The sequence below is a fragment of the Plantactinospora sp. KLBMP9567 genome (genome assembly GCF_033446045.1).
GTDB lineage: Bacteria > Actinomycetota > Actinomycetes > Mycobacteriales > Micromonosporaceae > Plantactinospora.
On record NZ_JAWQRR010000027.1, the window covers coordinates 55,560 to 71,134 of the forward strand.

Sequence of the window (15,575 nt, forward strand, 5' to 3'; positions counted from 1 at the left end):
TGCCCGGCCGCGGATGCCTGCCGGACCGCCGTCCGTCGCTGCCCGGTCACGGCTTTCCTCCCTGTCCGGTGGCGGCCAGCATCACCGACTCCTCGGTCGCCGCGTCCCGGGCTATCTCGCTGACCAGCCGGCCCTCGTGCATCACCAGCACCCGGTCGGCCATGCCCAGCACCTCGGGCAGTTCGCTGGAGACCATCAGCACCCCGACCCCTTCGCTCGCGAGCTGCGACATCAACCGGTGCACCTCCGCCTTGGTGCCGACGTCGATCCCCCGGGTCGGCTCGTCGACGATCAGCACCTTCGGCGTGGTGGAGAGCCACTTCGCCAGCACCACCTTCTGCTGGTTGCCACCGGAGAGTGTGGAGACCGGATCGTCGAGCCGGCCCGCCTTCACCTGCAACCGCTGGGTCCAGGTCTGCGCGGCCGTCCGCTCCGCGCTCCGGCGGAGCAGGCCGAACCGGGCCAGCGGCCAGCGTCGGGTCAGCGTGGCGTTGCGTTCGATCGACAGCTCCATCACCAGTCCCTGCTGCCGGCGGTCCTCCGGCACCAGCGCCATTCCGGCGGCCATCGCCGCCGCCGGCCGGCTCCGGGGCAGCCGTACGCCGTCGACCAGAACCTCGCCCGCGTCGTACGGGTCGACGCCGAAGACCGCCCGGACCACCTCGCTGCGGCCCGCGCCGACCAGGCCGGCGAGCGCCACGATCTCACCCCGGCGTACCTCGAAGCCGACGTCGGCGAAGACGCCGCGCCGGGTCAGGCCGCGCACCTGGAGGATGACCCCGCCGGCCTCGGTCTGCTGCTTCGGATAGAGCTGCGAGACCTCCCGGCCGACCATCCGGCGCACCACCTGGGCCACGTCGAGGTCATCGGCCGGATCGGTGGAGACCCACCGCCCGTCCCGCATCACCGTGATCCGCTGGCTGAGCGCGAAGACCTCGTCGAAGCGGTGCGAGATGAACAGGATCGCGGCGCCGGCCTCCCGCAACGACCGGACGACCGCGAACAGCCGCTCCACCTCGATCCCCGACAGCGCCGCTGTCGGCTCGTCCATCACCAGCACCCGGGCCTCGAAGGAGAGCGCCTTGGCGATCTCTACGAGCTGCTGGTCGGCGATGGAGAGCCCGCGCGCCGGCCGGTCCGGATCCAGCGGTACGCCGAGCCGCGCGAACAGCTCCGTGGCGCGCCGGCGCATCGTCGCGGTGTCGATCCGGCGCAGGCCGCGCAGCGGTTGCCGGCCCATGAAGATGTTCTCCGCGACCGACAGGTCCGGAAAGAGCGTCGGCTCCTGGTAGATCACCGCGATTCCGGCCGCCCGGGCGTCGGCCGGACCGGTCAGGATCAGCGGCGCACCGTCCATAGTCAACTCTCCGGCGTCCGGGGCGTGCACCCCGGCCAGGATCTTCACCAGGGTCGACTTACCGGCACCGTTCTCCCCGACCAGCGCGTGCACCTCACCGGCCCGCAGTTCGAGGCGTACGTCGGCGAGCGCGTGCACCGCGCCGAACGACTTCCGTACGCCGGACAGGGCCAGCCGCGCCGTACCCGGATCTGCACGCTCGGGCATCCGGCCCTCCAGCCATGAAACGTTTCAGCCCAATGTGATGAAGACGCTAGAGGCCGGCTTCCCGGCCGGTCAAGCATTTCGGGCCGGTTACCGAATCGTTACTCTAGGGTAAGCCCTTTCCTCATCCCAGATTCGGGCGTTGGGCAGGGCCGATGCCAAGATTGCCGACCACGGCCCGACCGTCGTCGCCGTCAACCGCTGCCGCGCTGGCCACATCCGGTCAGGTGCCCCCCGCCGCCCGAGCCGCCAGGCATCCTTGACACGATTCAGTTCAGGGCCGACGCGGAGGAGGGACAGCATGCGGGAGACCTCCGTGGCGAGCATCCGCGACGTCGCCAGTCACGCGGGAGTCTCGATGGGCACGGTCTCCAACGTGCTCAACCAACCCGACCTGGTGTCGAGCGCGACCCGGGCCCGGGTCCTCGCGGCGATCGACGAACTCGGCTTCGTGCCCAACCACGCCGCCCGGCAACTGCGCCGGGGTCGGAGCCGGACCCTCGGTCTCGTCGTGCTGGACGTGGCCAACCCGTTCTTCACCGACCTCGCCAAGGGCGTCGAGGACACCATCGGCACCGCCGGGATGCCGCTGATCTTCTGCAACAGCGACGGCGACCAGGCCCGGGAGGACGCCTACCTCGACCTGCTCAAGGAACAGCGGGTGCAGGGCGTACTCATCACCCCGGTCGACGATGCCAGCGCCCGGCTGCTCCGACTGCGCGACCGGGGCATCCACGTCGTACTGCTGGACCGGCGGTCCCGCGACCCCGACCTCTGCTCCGTCTCCGTGGACGACCGGCTCGGCGGCGAACTGGCGGTACGCCACCTGCTGGAGGCGGGGCACCGGCGGATCGCCTTCGTCGGCGGCCCGGTCGGGCTGGAACAGGTACGCGACCGGCACGCCGGCGCGGTCCAGGCGATGACCGGCGGCGGGCTGGACGAGGCCGCTCTGCCCCGGCTGGACACCCCGGCCATGACCGTGTCCGCCGGCCGGGACGCCGCGGCCCGGCTGCTCGGCGCGCCCCGGGAGAACCGGGCCACCGCCGTGTTCTGCGCCAACGACCTGGTGGCGCTCGGCGTCCTCCAGGGGCTGACCCAGCAGCGGGTCCGGGTACCCGAGGACATCGCCCTGGTCGGCTACGACGACATCGACTTCGCCGCCGCGGCCGCCGTGCCGCTCACCTCGGTACGGCAGCCCCGGCAGCAGCTCGGCCGGACCGCCGCCGCCCTACTGCTCGGCGAGATCAACGAGCCGACCGAACACCGTCACCGGCAGGTGGTCTTCGAGCCCGAACTGGTCGTCCGGGAATCCAGCCGCCGCCCGGCCGGCCGGACCACCGGGTGACCCCACCGCAGCCCGGCCAACCGGACCTCTCAACCGTCACCGCCGCGGGCCGGCCGCCTCAGCGACCGGCCGGGGAAGCTGGCGGCGGAGCCGGCAGCGGCATCGCCCAGACGTCGGCGATGGACGGGTCGTAACCCTCGCCGGTGTCCTGGAACCGCACCCGGACCACACCGTCGGCGGTCGACTCCGGCCGGTCCACCACGAACTGGTAGCCCACCGTGCCAACCCCGCCGGCCGTACGCTGGTACGCCCGCGCGTGCACCGGCACACCGTCGACCAGTACCTCGTAGTCCTTCAACTGCGGATTGTCGTACGTCTCCACGGCCCGGAGCAGGAACGGCCGTCCCGGCTCGACGGCGAGGTCGAACTCGAACCAGCCGCCCGGCCGGGTGACGTCGGTGTAGCGGCGGGTCAGCCCGGCCTCCACGTTGGTTCCGGAGTGCTCCGAGGCGACCAGCCGGTGCGCCTGCTCCGACGCTGCCGCGCCGAGATCGACGTGGTCGAGCACCGTGCCCGGCGGGTCGTCGAACCGGACCGGCAGGTCGACCGTCCGGCGTTCCGCCTCGGTCGGCCCGGTGGCGACGGTGATCCCGGCCGCGCCCTCGGTCACCGCCAGCGGCGCGGTGACGGTGCTGTCCAGGGTGACCTCGGCACCCGGGGCCAGGGTGAACGGCCGACTGCCGGGCTCGACCCGCCAGCCGTCCGGGGCGGTGCCGGTCAGCTCGCCCGGCACCGCGACGGTGGACCGGTTGCGGAGCACGGTGTGCAGGGTGGCGGTGCCGCCGGGTGCCACCGGGGCCGGCTCGACGGTGGTCGAAACGACGATGACGGCCGGCGCCACCGGCAGCGAGCCCCCCAGCGGCAGCGTCGCGGTGCCGGACCGGTAGCGGTAGCCCGCCGATCCGGTCATCGAGACCGTGCCGACCGCCTGGCCGGCCGGGACCCGCAGCTCGTACTCGTGCCGCACCGCCCGGCCCGGCGGGACGCTGCCCGGCCGGGCGCCGACCGGGCGTACCGTCACGCCGTCGCCACCGTCCAGGATGGATTCCACCCCGCCGAGGGTGGCGTCCCCGCGGTTCTCCAGCACCACCGCCGCCCGGACCACCCCACCGGGCAGCACCTCCCCGGCCGGCAGGTCGAGCCGGGCCACCGCGCCGACCAGGGCCGACGAGGCGGCGGAGAACCGCTGGTCGAGCCGGGTCAGCGGGGCGGCGAGCCGGTCCGCGACCGCCCTCGACATCCGCCCGGCCCGCACCTGGGTCTCCAGCCAGCGCTCCAGGTCGGACCCGGTCGCCAGGGCCCGGTGTACGGCGGTGGCGGTGGCCCGCGCGTCACCCTCGCCGTACCGGTACGCCAACCGGGCGGCCGCCGCCTCCACGGTCAACCGGGCCAGCCGGAGCCGCACCTGGATCGCCAGCGGCCAGCGCAGTTCACCGGCGACCTGGTCGGCGACGGTTGCCGCCGCGGCGACCGCGTCGGCCGCCTCGCCCAGGTCGCCGAGCACCCGGTCGACCGCGAAGGCGTACCTGCCGGAGCCGATCTCGAAGACCGCGTCGCCGCCGTCGCGCCGGACGAACCGTACGCCCTCGGCCCGGTCCGCCGGCCGGCCGCCCTCGGTGACCGCGTGCCGGCTGGCCGCCGGGACCCGTACCGTGGCGGTGGTGTTGCCGGGCACGGTGACCGCCAGCCGGAGCTGCCCGTCGTCGAGTTGCCAGTCGGTGCCGACGGTCCCGTAGCTCGACCGGTACGACGCCTTCGCCGACCGGATGTCGCCGCCGGGTCGCGGTGCGATGGTCATGTGCGCGTAGCCCGGCTGCGCCGGGTCCGGCTGGATGCCGGCGACGGTGCGGTACATCCAGTCCCCCACCGCCCCGTAGGCGTAGTGGTTGAAGGAGTTCATCGAGACGTCGCCGAAGCTGCCGTCCGGCATGATCGAGTTCCACCGTTCCCAGATCGTGGTGGCGCCCTTGCCGATCTCGTAGCCCCAGGAGGGGTAGGTGTCGCTGAGCAGCAGCCGGTAGGCCACGTCGAGGTGGCCGGTGTCGGCCAGCGCCGGCAACAGGTCCGGGGTGCCGAGGAAACCGGTGGCCAGGTGCCAGTCGTGCCGTTCCAGGTTGGCGACCAGCCGGTCGGCGGCCCTGCCGCGCAGCGCGTCGGGCAGCAGGTCCATGCCGATCGCCAGCACGTACCCGGTCTGGCTGTCGCCCTGCACGGTGCCGTCGGCGCCGACGTACGCCGTGGTGAACGCCGCAGCGATCCGCTCCGAGAGCGCGGCGTACCGTTGCGCGTCGGCGGTCCGGCCGATCGCGCCGGCCATCTCGCCGAGCAGCCGGATGCTGTACGCGTAGTACGCGGTGCCGATCACCCCGGCCGGGGTCGGGTCGTCCAGGTTCAGCCAGTCCAGGTACGGGCCGGCGTTGGTCCGCCGCTGTCCCGAACTGGTGCTCTCCAGCCAGGCCGCGTAGCGGACCATCGAGTCGTAGTGCTCCTCGATCACCCGGGTGTCGCCGTAGCGCTGCCAGAGCGTGTGCGGGACGGTGATGCCGGCGTCGGCCCAGCCGGTGGCGCCGTCGCCGCAGCAGGCCCTCGGCGCCACGTCCGGGTAGGCGCCGTTCGCCGACTGGGCATCCCGCAGGTCCGCCAGCCACTTGGTCAGGAAGGTCAGGCTGTCCATGTTGAACGTCGCGGTCTCGGCGAAGACGTTGATGTCGCCGGTCCAGCCGAGCCGCTCGTCCCGGGCCGGGGTGTCGGTCGGGATGGAGAGGAAGTTGCCGCGCTGCCCCCAGGTGATGTTGCTGTGCAACTGGTTCACCATCGGGTTCGAGGTGGAGAACGTGCTGGTCAGCTCGCCGTCGGTGTGCATCACCAGGCCGGTCACGGTGCCCAGGTCGGGAGTGCCGGGGAAGCCGGTCAGCTCGACGTAGCGGAAGCCGTGGAAGGTGAAGGTCGGCTCGTACACCTCCGGGCCGCCGCCGCGCAGCCGGTAGAGGTCGGTGGCCCGGGCGGTCCGCAGGTTCGCCGTGTACGCCGTACCGTCCGGGTTGAGCACCTCGGCGTGCCGGATCCGTACCGTCGTGCCGGCCGGGCCGGCCAGCCTGAGCCGGACCTTGCCCACCATGTTCTGCCCGAGGTCGAAGATCCAGGTGCCCGGGGTGGGCTGGGTCAGCGCCAACGCCTTCAGTTCCTGGGTCACCCGGACCGGCGGGTCGACCTGGGCGACCAGCCGGCCGGTCGCCCCGCCGTCGCCGCCGACCGTCGCCGCCGACCAGCCGGAGTCGTCGAAGCCGGGCCGGTCCCAGCCGGCCGGCAACCGCCGGGCGTCGTAGGTCTCGCCGTGGATCAGGTCGGTCAGCAGGAACGGCCCCGGGGTGGCCCGCCACGAACCGTCGGTGCGGACCGTCTCGGTGCGCCCGTCCGCGTAGTCGATCACCAGCGCGGCGCTGAGCAGAGGGCGGGGACCGTAGTTGTCGGTGCCGAACCAGGCGATGCTGCCGGAGTACCAGCCGTCGCCGAGCATCGCCCCGAACGCGTTGTCGCCGGGCCGGAGCTGGCCGGTCACGTCGTAGCTCTGGTACTGCACCCGCTTGGCGTAGTCGGTCCAGCCGGGGGCCAGCTCGTGGTCGCCGACCCGTTCGCCGTTGAGCGACAGCTCGTACACGCCGAGCCCGCTGGCGTAGACCCGGGCCCGGGTTACCTCCCCGGCCACCCGGAAGCCGCGCCGCAGCAGCGGGTTCGCGTCCAGCGCGGCGAGCATCGTCTCGGTGTCGCCGCTGACCCGCAGACCGCCGGCGGTCGGCGTACCGGCGCCGAACGGGTTCTCGCCGTCGGTCAGCGGTGCGGCGTAGAGGGTCCGGTCGCCGCTGGTCACCGTGAAGTCGGCGAAGACCGCGGACTCCTGGGTGGAGGTGCGCAGCCCGACCGAGCCGGACCGGTGCGCGGTGTGCCGGGTGACGTCGACCTGCACCCCGTCGACCCAGGTGGTGAAGGTGTCACCGACCGCGGCGATCCGCAGGGTGTGCGGCGCCGTCAGCTCCTCCGGGGGTACGACCGCGGCCAGCGGCACCTCATTGAGTACCGTCCACGCCCCGTTCACCCGCACGTGCGGGCGCAGCTTCGCACTCCCGTTGGTGGTGGAGAACTGCCACATGTACGCGTTACCCGCACCGCTGGCCCGGAAGAAGATCCCGGCCGCGTCCCGTTCCACCCGCACGGTCGTCTGCACGGTGTAGTCCACCCAGGACTCGGTCGGCGGTGCCAGCCCGATCCAGTCGCCCTGCCAGCCGTCCGGCCCGCCGACCCCGGTCTCCCAGTACGCCGGCTCGCTCCAGCCGGAGGCACGGCCGGTCTCGTCCCAGATCCGCACCTGCCAGGCGTACCGGGTGCGCGGTTGCGGCGCCGGCCCGGCGTACGGGACGAGCGTGCTGTTCCGGGACGTGACCCGGCCGCTGTCCCAGACGTCGGGCCGGTCGAGCCGGCTCGCGGCGCTGGCCACCCGCACCTGGTACGCCTGCTGGAGCACACCACGCCGGCTGGACTCGATCGTCCAGCCCAGCCGGGGGCGCTCGACGTCGACTCCGATCGGATCCGTCGCCCGCTCGGTGGTCAGGCCGGCCACCGTCACCTCCGGGCCCGAGGTCCTCGCGGCGGCCGGCGCCGGCCCGGCGACCGCCGCCACCGACAGCGCCAGCAGCAGCGCGAGCACCACCGACAGTCCCGACCGGGGCAACCTGGTGAGCAACATCGCCGACTCCCCACTTCCGCCCGGCTGACGAGACGTCTCAATGGACGGACACTGAGACGATCCTGACCAGCCGCCCCGGCCGGACTCAATGGCTGGCGGTGGCCACATCCGGCCAGCCTTCCCGCCAGCACCGGCGTTACCGGGCCGCTAGGGGCGCAGCGCCACCCGCAGCTCGGTCAGCCGCCAGGTCCCGGGATCGGGTACCCGGCGGACCCCGTCCTCGACCAGCGCAAGTCCCGGGAATCGGCGCAGCAGCGCGCCGAGCGCGACCTCGATCTGCACCCGGGCCAGCGCCGCGCCGAGGCAGAAGTGCGGCCCGTGCCCGTAACCCAGGTGTGCGGGCCGGCCGGCGGGGCGCCGCAGATCGAGCCGGTCCGGCTCGGCGAACGCCCGAGGGTCCCGGTTCGCCCCGGCGAGCACCGCGGTCACCGGCTCGCCCTTGCCGATCGGCACACCGGCGATCTCGACGTCCTCCCGGGCGTAGCGGGGCAGGCTCAGCAATTGCGGGCCGCACCAGCGGGTCAGCTCCTCGACCGCGCCGGGCAGCAGGCCCGGGTCGGCGCGGAGCGCCGCGAGCTGGTCGGGATGCCGGAACAGCGCCTCGACGGCGTTGGCTATCACGTTGGTCGGGGTCTGTCCGGCGAGCACGAGATGCCAGACCAGGGTGACCAGCTCGGTCTCACTGAGCCGGTCGGAGTCCTCGGCGTGGATGCCGACCAACTCGCCGAGCAGGTCGGCACCGGACCCGCCGGTACGCCCGACGACGGCGTTCGCCGCGTCGCGCATGATCGCCGGAACGGCGGCGACGAACGCCGGGCCGTGCCCGGCGGCGACCGCGGCGCCGTACTCCCGCCACCGGCCCCGGTCGGCCGCCGGGATGCCGACCAGTTCGCAGATCACGTCCATCGGCAGCGGCCCGGCGAACCCGGGCAGCAGGTCGACCACGCCGTCCTCGGCCCGGCCGGCCAGTTCGTCGAGCAGGTTGTCGACGAGGGGGACGATCCTCGGCCGGAACTCGGCGGCCCGGCGCGCGGTGAAGGCGGGCGAGACCAGCCGGCGCAGCCGGGCGTGCTCCTCCCCCTCCATCTCCTGCATGGTCCGCAGGTATCTGCGGCAGTGCTCGGGGACGTCGAGGCGCTGGTAGGTGGAGGCGTTCAGCGCGAACCGGGGATCGGTGAGCATCGTCTTCACGTCCGCGTACCGGGTGACCGCCCACATGGTGCCGAACCCGGGCGTCACCAGCCGGGCGAGCGGGCCACGCTCGCGGGCCTGCGCGTAGGCCCCGAACGGGTCGGCCAGGGTGGCCGGGTCGGCGAGCCTGATCTCCGGGATCTCTGCCATGCCGCACTCCTCAAATCAGATGTTCGCTTCAGATGTTCTTATCATCTAGATGGCGACGGTATCCTACTCATGCCCGGTGGGCAGGAACGGCGGGCGGAGCGCCGTGTAGAGGCTGGCGAGGACGAAGGCGCCGCCGCCAACGGTCGGGCGACGAGGCGGAACGGATGAGGGGACGATGGTCCGGCGCAACAGGATCGAGATGCAGGAGCACAACCGCGCCAAGGTGCTGGCCGCCGCGCGCGACGAGTTCACCGAGCGCGGTTTCCGGGACGCCAAGATCGATCAGATCGCCGAGCGGGCCGACCTGACCCGGGGCGCCGTCTACTCCAACTTCCCCGGCAAGCGCGCCCTCTACTTCGCCGTACTGGCCGAGGCCGCCGAGGCGGCGGAGGCACCGGAGTACCCGCCGACCGCCCGGACGGCCGGCGCCGCGCTGGGCGACTTCGCGCGCGCCTGGCTGGCCCGGCTACCGCTGGCCACCGAGGACCGGCACAGCGCGTCCCGGCTCGGCCGCGACCTCGTCCCCGAGATCCTGGCCGACGAACGGACCAGCGTTCCGTTCGCCCAACTGACCGGGCTGAGCGCGATCGTGCTCGGCCTGGCCCTGGAGCGGCTCGGGCCGGGCCGGGCGTCGGCCCGGCTGGTCCGGGCGGCCGAGACCGCGCTGACCACCCTGCACGGCGCGGGCCAGCTCGCCGCCGCCGCGCCGGGCTTCGGCGAGCCGTTCGCGATCGTCCGGGCCTGCGAACAGCTCGCCGAACTGGACCTCGACGACGAGTGGGCGCCGCCGCACCTGCCGCACGTCTCCCCCGCCCGTCCGGCGGACCAACCGTGGACCCCGCCGGCCGGGACCGACGCCCTGCGGGACGAGCCGGCACGGTTGACCGGGGACGGCGTGGTCGCGATCCTCGGCCTGCACCGCCTGATCGCCGTCGAGGAGGCACGCCGCGCCGCGCCGGCCGAGGTCGACGTGACGGCCGTGCTGGTCACCGGCAACCCCGGCGAACTCGGCCCGCTGGCCCGGCTCACCGTGACCGAGCTGCGGGGCTGTCTCCGCGCGGCGGTGCCGGCGGCGGCCTGGCCCCGGATCCAGGTCGTGCACGACGAATCGGGCGCACTCGCCGCCGCCGCCGGAGTCGCCGCGTGCAGCGACGCCACCGAGAGCGCGGTACGCGTCGAAGCCGGCCGGATCGTCGCCCGGGCCGACGGCTACGGCGCCTGCCACGCGGTGGCCGCCGGCTGACGGCGGGGAGTCCGAGGACTCCGGCGCTGCCCGCGTCGGACGGCCGCCGGATTGGTGATCCGCGCTACTGGCTGACGCCGGACGGGCTCAGCTCCGGCTCGTTCGGCTCCGGCCCGCGCTCCGGCCCCGCCATGAACCGCCGGCTCAGTCGGCGGTAGGGCCGGCTACGCAGCGCCAGCCCCGTGGCGATCAGGCCGATGATCCCGGTCAGTACGAACACCAGGGCGAGCCCGCGATCGGCGCCCGTACCGAACCAGCCGCCGATCGTCCGGGCACCCGCCCCGTCCGTCATGAACGGGATGAAGACGAACTGCGCGATCGGCGAGATCAGGAACGCGGTCAGCGGCGAGGCGGCCTGCTCGACGCTCTGCGCGAAGCCGAAGACCCGGCCCTGCCGCTCGTACGGCACCACCTTCTGCAGCACCGTCTGCTCGGCGGCCTCCGCGTACGGCACGACCAGCATGTAGACGTACAGCCCGACGGTGAGCAGCACGATCGACGAGCGGAGCGGGAAGAGCAGGGTGACCGTCCAGAGCAGCAGGTTGACGAGCAGCAGCAGCCGGATGGGGTTCCTACTCAGACCGGTACGGGCGATGAGCAGCCCGCCGACGATGAAGCCGGTGCTCAACAGTCCCCAGAGCAGTCCCCAGGTCTGCACCGACACCAACGACAGCCCGTACGCGTCCATCAGCGCCATGAAGACGCCGCCCAGGAAGTTGTTGAACGCCGAGAAGAGGATCAGCGCGGTCAGCCCCGGCACCTCGCCGACCACCCGGATGGTGCCGCGCAGGTCCACCCTGCGCTTCACCGCGACCGCCGGCTCGGCGGCGACCGCCGGATCCGTCGCAACCGGCGCAGCGGCGGCCAGCGGCGGCTGACCGGTCAGCGGCGGCTCACCCGGCGGCGCCGGCCCGACGGTGCCGGCCGGTGCCGCCGGGCGATCCGGCACCGGCACCAGGGCCAGGTGCAGCAGGGCGACCGCCAGCACCCCCAACGCCAGGACCAGCACCCAGAGCATCCCGCCGATCGCCACCAGGATGCCGCTGATCACCGACGTCACCAGGAAGGTGACCCCCGATACGGTGCCGACCAGCCCGTTGGCCCGATCCCGGGTCTCCTCCTCGATGAGCACGGTCACCAGGGTCGGCAACGCGATGGTCCGGATGTTGCCGGCGATGACCCCGAACATCAGCAGGACGACCATCACCCACAGCGGAATGCTGGTCGGGTCGGTGAACGACTCCTCCGGCGTCACCCGGTAGACGGCGAAGGCCAACGCGTACAGCACCAGCGACACCAGCGCGGACGCCTGCATCACCGTCTTCTTCGAGTGGTGGTCCACGAGGCTGCCGAACCAGATGCCGGTCAACGCCGTCAGCACCAGGAAGATCCCGGAGATCACCCCGGTGGCGAAGACCGACCGCGTCTGGAGGTAGACGTAGAAGGTGATCGCGAACCACACGGTGAAGTTGATGACCGACACCAGCAGGGTGTTGACCAGTAGCTGGTAGAAGGTCTTTCGGTCCCCCCGGATCACGCTCATGTCATGACCTTATGACCTCAATCAAGGTTGACGTCGAGGCGTTTCCGAACCGGTCCGGGCCGAACGTCTCGGACGGTGTGCCGAGGACACGTGGTTGGTCCGGGGCCGGCGCCCTATGCTCGCCCGGATGGACCAGCCCACGCCGCACACCACCGGCTCCCTCGCGGCGGACCTGCGCACGCTCGGTCTGACCGCAGGCGACGTGGTACTGCTGCACTGCGCGAAGCGGAGCATCGGATTCGTCGCCGGCGGCACCCACGCGATCGTCCAAGCGCTGCTGGACGTGCTCGGCAGCGGCGGCACCCTGGTCGTGCCGACCCACACTCCCGACAACACCGATCCGGCCGGCTGGCGGCACCCGCCCGTCCCGCAGACCTGGTGGCGGACAATCCGCGACCAGACCCCCGGCTTCGACCCGGCACGCACCCCGAGCCGTTGGATGGGAGTGGTCGCCGAGGCGCTCCGTACCTGGCCCGGGGCACTGCGCAGCCACCACCCGCAGGTCTCCTTCGCCGCGCTGGGGGCACGGGCGCCGGACATCGTGCGGGACCACCGACTCGACGACGCGCTCGGCGAGAACTCTCCGCTCGGTGCTGTCTATCGACTCGACGGCAAGGTGCTGCTGCTGGGCTGCGGGCACGACTCGAACACGTCACTGCATCTGGCGGAGTACCGGCAGCAGTCGCCGCCGCGTGGCCCCACCGGCTCGTCCGTCCGGCAGGCCGACGGAAGCAGCCGCTGGACCACCTGGGTCGACGTACTCACCGACGAGAGTGACTTCACCCGGCTCGGTGCGGACTACGAGACGACCGGCGTTGCGCGCATCGGCCCGGTCGGCAGCGCCACCGCCCGCCTGATCCCGCAGCGCCACCTGGTCGACTTCGCGACCGAGTGGCTGGCCACCCACCGGTCCACGACGCCATGATCCCGAGGTCGGACCGTGGCCCGGCCCGATCTGGGTCGGGGCCGGGCCACGGCGGTGAACGAGGTCAGTGCGAACGGCCGGTCGGTTGGAAGACGGAGCGGCCGGAGCCGACCTCGAAGACGGCGCGGCCGTCCTCGATGCCGACGAAGGTCGCCCGGCTCGGCCCGGCCGCCCGGTACGACCTGCCGGGCACCACCGGCAGCGCCACCCGGGCCGTCACGTTGACCGGTACCTCCAGCTCGACCCGCAGCCCGGCACCGGTGCGGCGCCAGTCCACGGCCACCGGACCGCGCTGGGTGTGCACGGTGCCGGCGGCGTACGCCAGGCCGGTCGCCGGAGGCGCGATCTCGACCCGCCCGGCGCCCGGACTCGCGGTACGCACCCCGAGCAGGGTCTCCTGGACGTCGACCACGGCCTGCGCACCCCAGCCGTGCGACTGGCTGAAGTTGGTGCCCGGGTCGAGGGTCCAGGCCTCCCAGGTGAAGGTGCCGCCCTGGGCGAGGATGTTCGCCCAGCCCAGGTCGTCCGGGTCGGTCAGCAGGTCGAGTACGGCGTCCGCCCGACCCGCCTCGCCGAGCGCGGCCAGCAGCCAGTGCGCCGTCATCGGTCCCTGCTTCATCCCCATCGACGCCAGGTGGGCGGCCAGCGCCGGACGGTCGGCCTCCGGCGCCACCCCGTGCGCGATCGCGTACGAGGTGCTGTGCTGGCCGGCGTGCGCGCTCTGCTGGCCGGTGTCGGCGAGGCCGTCGACGTAGACGCCGTCGGGGCGGCGCAGCTTGGCGTTCATCGCGTCGACCAGCGCGTCGGCCCGGGCGTGGTAACCGGCTGCCTCCTCGGCCGGCCGGCCCAGCGCCTCGGCCATCCACCCGGCGGTACGCAGCACGTCCACGCCCTGGGCGTTGATGGTGGTCCGGGCGGCGGCGCTCATGTCGTAGCCGAACCGGCCCGGCTCCGGCCAGTCGACGATGCCGTACTGGTAGGCGCCGCTGCCGCCGGAGAGCCGGGTGACCAGGCCTGCGGTCGGCCCGTCGGCCGGGATGTGCCGGATCACGTAGTCGGCGGTGTTCCGGATCGACGGGTACGCCTCGGCGAGCAGGCCCGCGTCCCCGGTCTCGGAGTAGTAGCGCCAGACCCAGTCAACGAACATCAGCGAGTAGTCCGGGATGTCCCGCTTGCCGTCGCCGTTCGGATAGACCGCGTTGTAGCGGCCCAGGTCGTTGCCGGTGTTCCAGAAGCGCGTGGCGGAGTAGAGGAACTCCCGGATCGCCTGCTGGGTGGCGTCCCGCTCGCCGAAGGCGCCCATGGTGGCGTACGAGATGTCGGCGGCGTCACCGAGGAACTGGCCCTTCTCCCGGGTCGGGGTGTCGACGAACGCCTCCTGCACCGAATAGATCGCCGACCGCTTCAACATCTCCCACACCTCGTTCAGGGTGCGGTCGGAGCTGCGGAAGCTGCCCTCCCGGCCGGCCGGGGTGTCGGTGTGCACCAGCACCGCCGAGACGTCGTTCCGGTCGATCCGCTCGCCCGCGTCGGGGATCTCCAGATAGCGGAAGCCGAGGTGGGTGAAGGCCCGGAACTCCTGCCTCCCGTCCTTCTGGACGTAGGGGAAGCTCATGTCGGTGCCCTGGGAGAGCAGGGTGGAGGTCTCCACCCGGCCGGTGCTCGGGTTCAGGTTGTAACCGGCCCGGATCGGCACGGTCCGGCCGGCGACCCCGGCGTCGAACCGTACCGCCGGACGGGCCGGGACGACCACGCCGAAGTCCGCGACCACCGTGCCGTCGGCGGCGGTGGTCAGCGCGACCGGCTTGACGGTCCGCTCGGCGAGCCGGGTCTCCTGGCCGATGAGCCGCGGGTACGCCGCCGTCGGATGCGCCCCGACCACCACGGCCGGCGCCCAGGGCGCGGCGGAGTCGTCGTAACCGGGCGCGGTCCAGCCGACGATCTCGGCGCGGGCGTCCTGCCGCTCGATCCGGTCACCCTCGCCGTTGCGCCGGGCGGAGCCGGCCGGGAAGAAGCTGTCCCGGGCCACCCGCCACGACCCGTCGGTGACGATCACCTGCCGGGTGCCGTCGGCGTGCTCGACGACCAGCTTCAGCAGCAGTCCCGGTGCCCCGGCGGGGCGGCCCTGGCCGCTGCCGTACCAGTGGTAGCGGACCCCTATCGCGAGCGGCTTGCCGGCCCGGACCAGGTCGGTGACGTCGGCGGCCTGGTAGTAGTCCTCGCCCGGGTAGCCGAACGAGGTGCCCCGGTCGGCCCGCCGGCCGTTGAGGTAGAGCTCGTAGGTGTGGTCGGCGGCGGTGTAGGCGCGGGCCCGGACCACCCGGCCGCGCCCGATCGGGACCTCGGTGCGGGCCAGCGTGTAGTCGTCGGCGTCCCCGGTGACCCGGCGGATCCAGTTCGCCCCCTCCCACTGGGCGTCGGAGATGCCGGTCTCGAAGCTGCCGCCGCCGGCCGGCGAGCTGCGCCCGGTCCGGTCCCAGGTCCGCACCGTCCACCGGTACGCCGCCCCGGGCGCCAGCGCCGGGCCGGCGTACGGGACGTAGGACTGCTGTGCGGAGCGGACCTTGCCGGAGTCCCAGAGCAGGTCGCCGTCGGCCGCCGAGACCGTCAACCGGTACGCGGTCTGGGTCTCGCCCGGGTCGTTGTCCCGGGGCAGCCAACCGAACCGGGGCGTGCCCTCGACGTTCAACGGCCGTGCCCGGTCGTCGACGGTCAGGCCGGTGGGCGTGCCCGGCGCGTGTCCCCGGGTCGCCAGCGCCGGTGGGGCTCCGGCGAGCACACTCCCCGGCACGAGTACGGCGGTGACGACCAGGGCGGTCCTCAGCCGGGCGGATCGTCGGCGTCGTGACATGTGGCGCTCCTCTTTGCGGTGGACG

Annotated in this window: 8 protein-coding genes; 3 read left to right on the top strand and 5 right to left on the bottom strand. The window is 73.1% G+C overall.

The features are described from left to right. Positions 1 to 46: 46 nt before the first annotated feature. Entirely contained in the window at positions 47 to 1,564 is a 1,518-nt protein-coding gene (locus R6Y94_RS22195) for a sugar ABC transporter ATP-binding protein (protein WP_318397815.1), read from the bottom strand. A 298-nt stretch (positions 1,565 to 1,862) separates the two neighbouring features. Between R6Y94_RS22195 and R6Y94_RS22200 the strand changes: the two genes are divergently transcribed. Next, positions 1,863 to 2,906, top strand: coding sequence for a LacI family DNA-binding transcriptional regulator (locus R6Y94_RS22200; RefSeq protein WP_318397816.1), 1,044 nt, complete (start codon positions 1,863 to 1,865; stop codon positions 2,904 to 2,906). A 58-nt stretch (positions 2,907 to 2,964) separates the two neighbouring features. Here R6Y94_RS22200 and R6Y94_RS22205 read toward each other — a convergent pair whose 3' ends face one another. Together R6Y94_RS22205 and R6Y94_RS22210 are read right to left on the bottom strand one after the other, a co-directional pair. Next, a complete protein-coding gene (locus R6Y94_RS22205) occupies positions 2,965 to 7,647 on the bottom strand; it encodes a family 78 glycoside hydrolase catalytic domain (protein WP_318397817.1) in 4,683 nt (1,560 codons plus the stop codon). Between the two features lie 147 nt (positions 7,648 to 7,794). Next, positions 7,795 to 8,988, bottom strand: coding sequence for a cytochrome P450 (locus tag R6Y94_RS22210; RefSeq protein ID WP_318397818.1), 1,194 nt, complete (start codon positions 8,986 to 8,988; stop codon positions 7,795 to 7,797). Positions 8,989 to 9,163: 175 nt separating this feature from the next. Between R6Y94_RS22210 and R6Y94_RS22215 the strand changes: the two genes are divergently transcribed. Continuing rightward, complete coding sequence (locus R6Y94_RS22215; protein ID WP_318397819.1) at positions 9,164 to 10,231, top strand: TetR/AcrR family transcriptional regulator; 1,068 nt, start codon at positions 9,164 to 9,166, stop codon at positions 10,229 to 10,231. Positions 10,232 to 10,295: 64 nt separating this feature from the next. On the opposite strand, the gene R6Y94_RS22220 is transcribed toward R6Y94_RS22215, so the two are convergent. Further along, entirely contained in the window at positions 10,296 to 11,774 is a 1,479-nt protein-coding gene (locus tag R6Y94_RS22220) for an MFS transporter (RefSeq protein WP_318397820.1), read from the bottom strand. 127 nt (positions 11,775 to 11,901) lie between these two features. Between R6Y94_RS22220 and R6Y94_RS22225 the strand changes: the two genes are divergently transcribed. Continuing rightward, positions 11,902 to 12,699 carry an AAC(3) family N-acetyltransferase gene (locus R6Y94_RS22225; RefSeq protein WP_318397821.1) on the top strand — a complete coding sequence of 266 codons (798 nt, stop codon included), beginning with the start codon at positions 11,902 to 11,904 and terminating at the stop codon, positions 12,697 to 12,699. Positions 12,700 to 12,763: 64 nt separating this feature from the next. Here R6Y94_RS22225 and R6Y94_RS22230 read toward each other — a convergent pair whose 3' ends face one another. Continuing rightward, complete coding sequence (locus tag R6Y94_RS22230; protein ID WP_318397822.1) at positions 12,764 to 15,550, bottom strand: family 78 glycoside hydrolase catalytic domain; 2,787 nt, start codon at positions 15,548 to 15,550, stop codon at positions 12,764 to 12,766. Positions 15,551 to 15,575 lie beyond the last annotated feature (25 nt).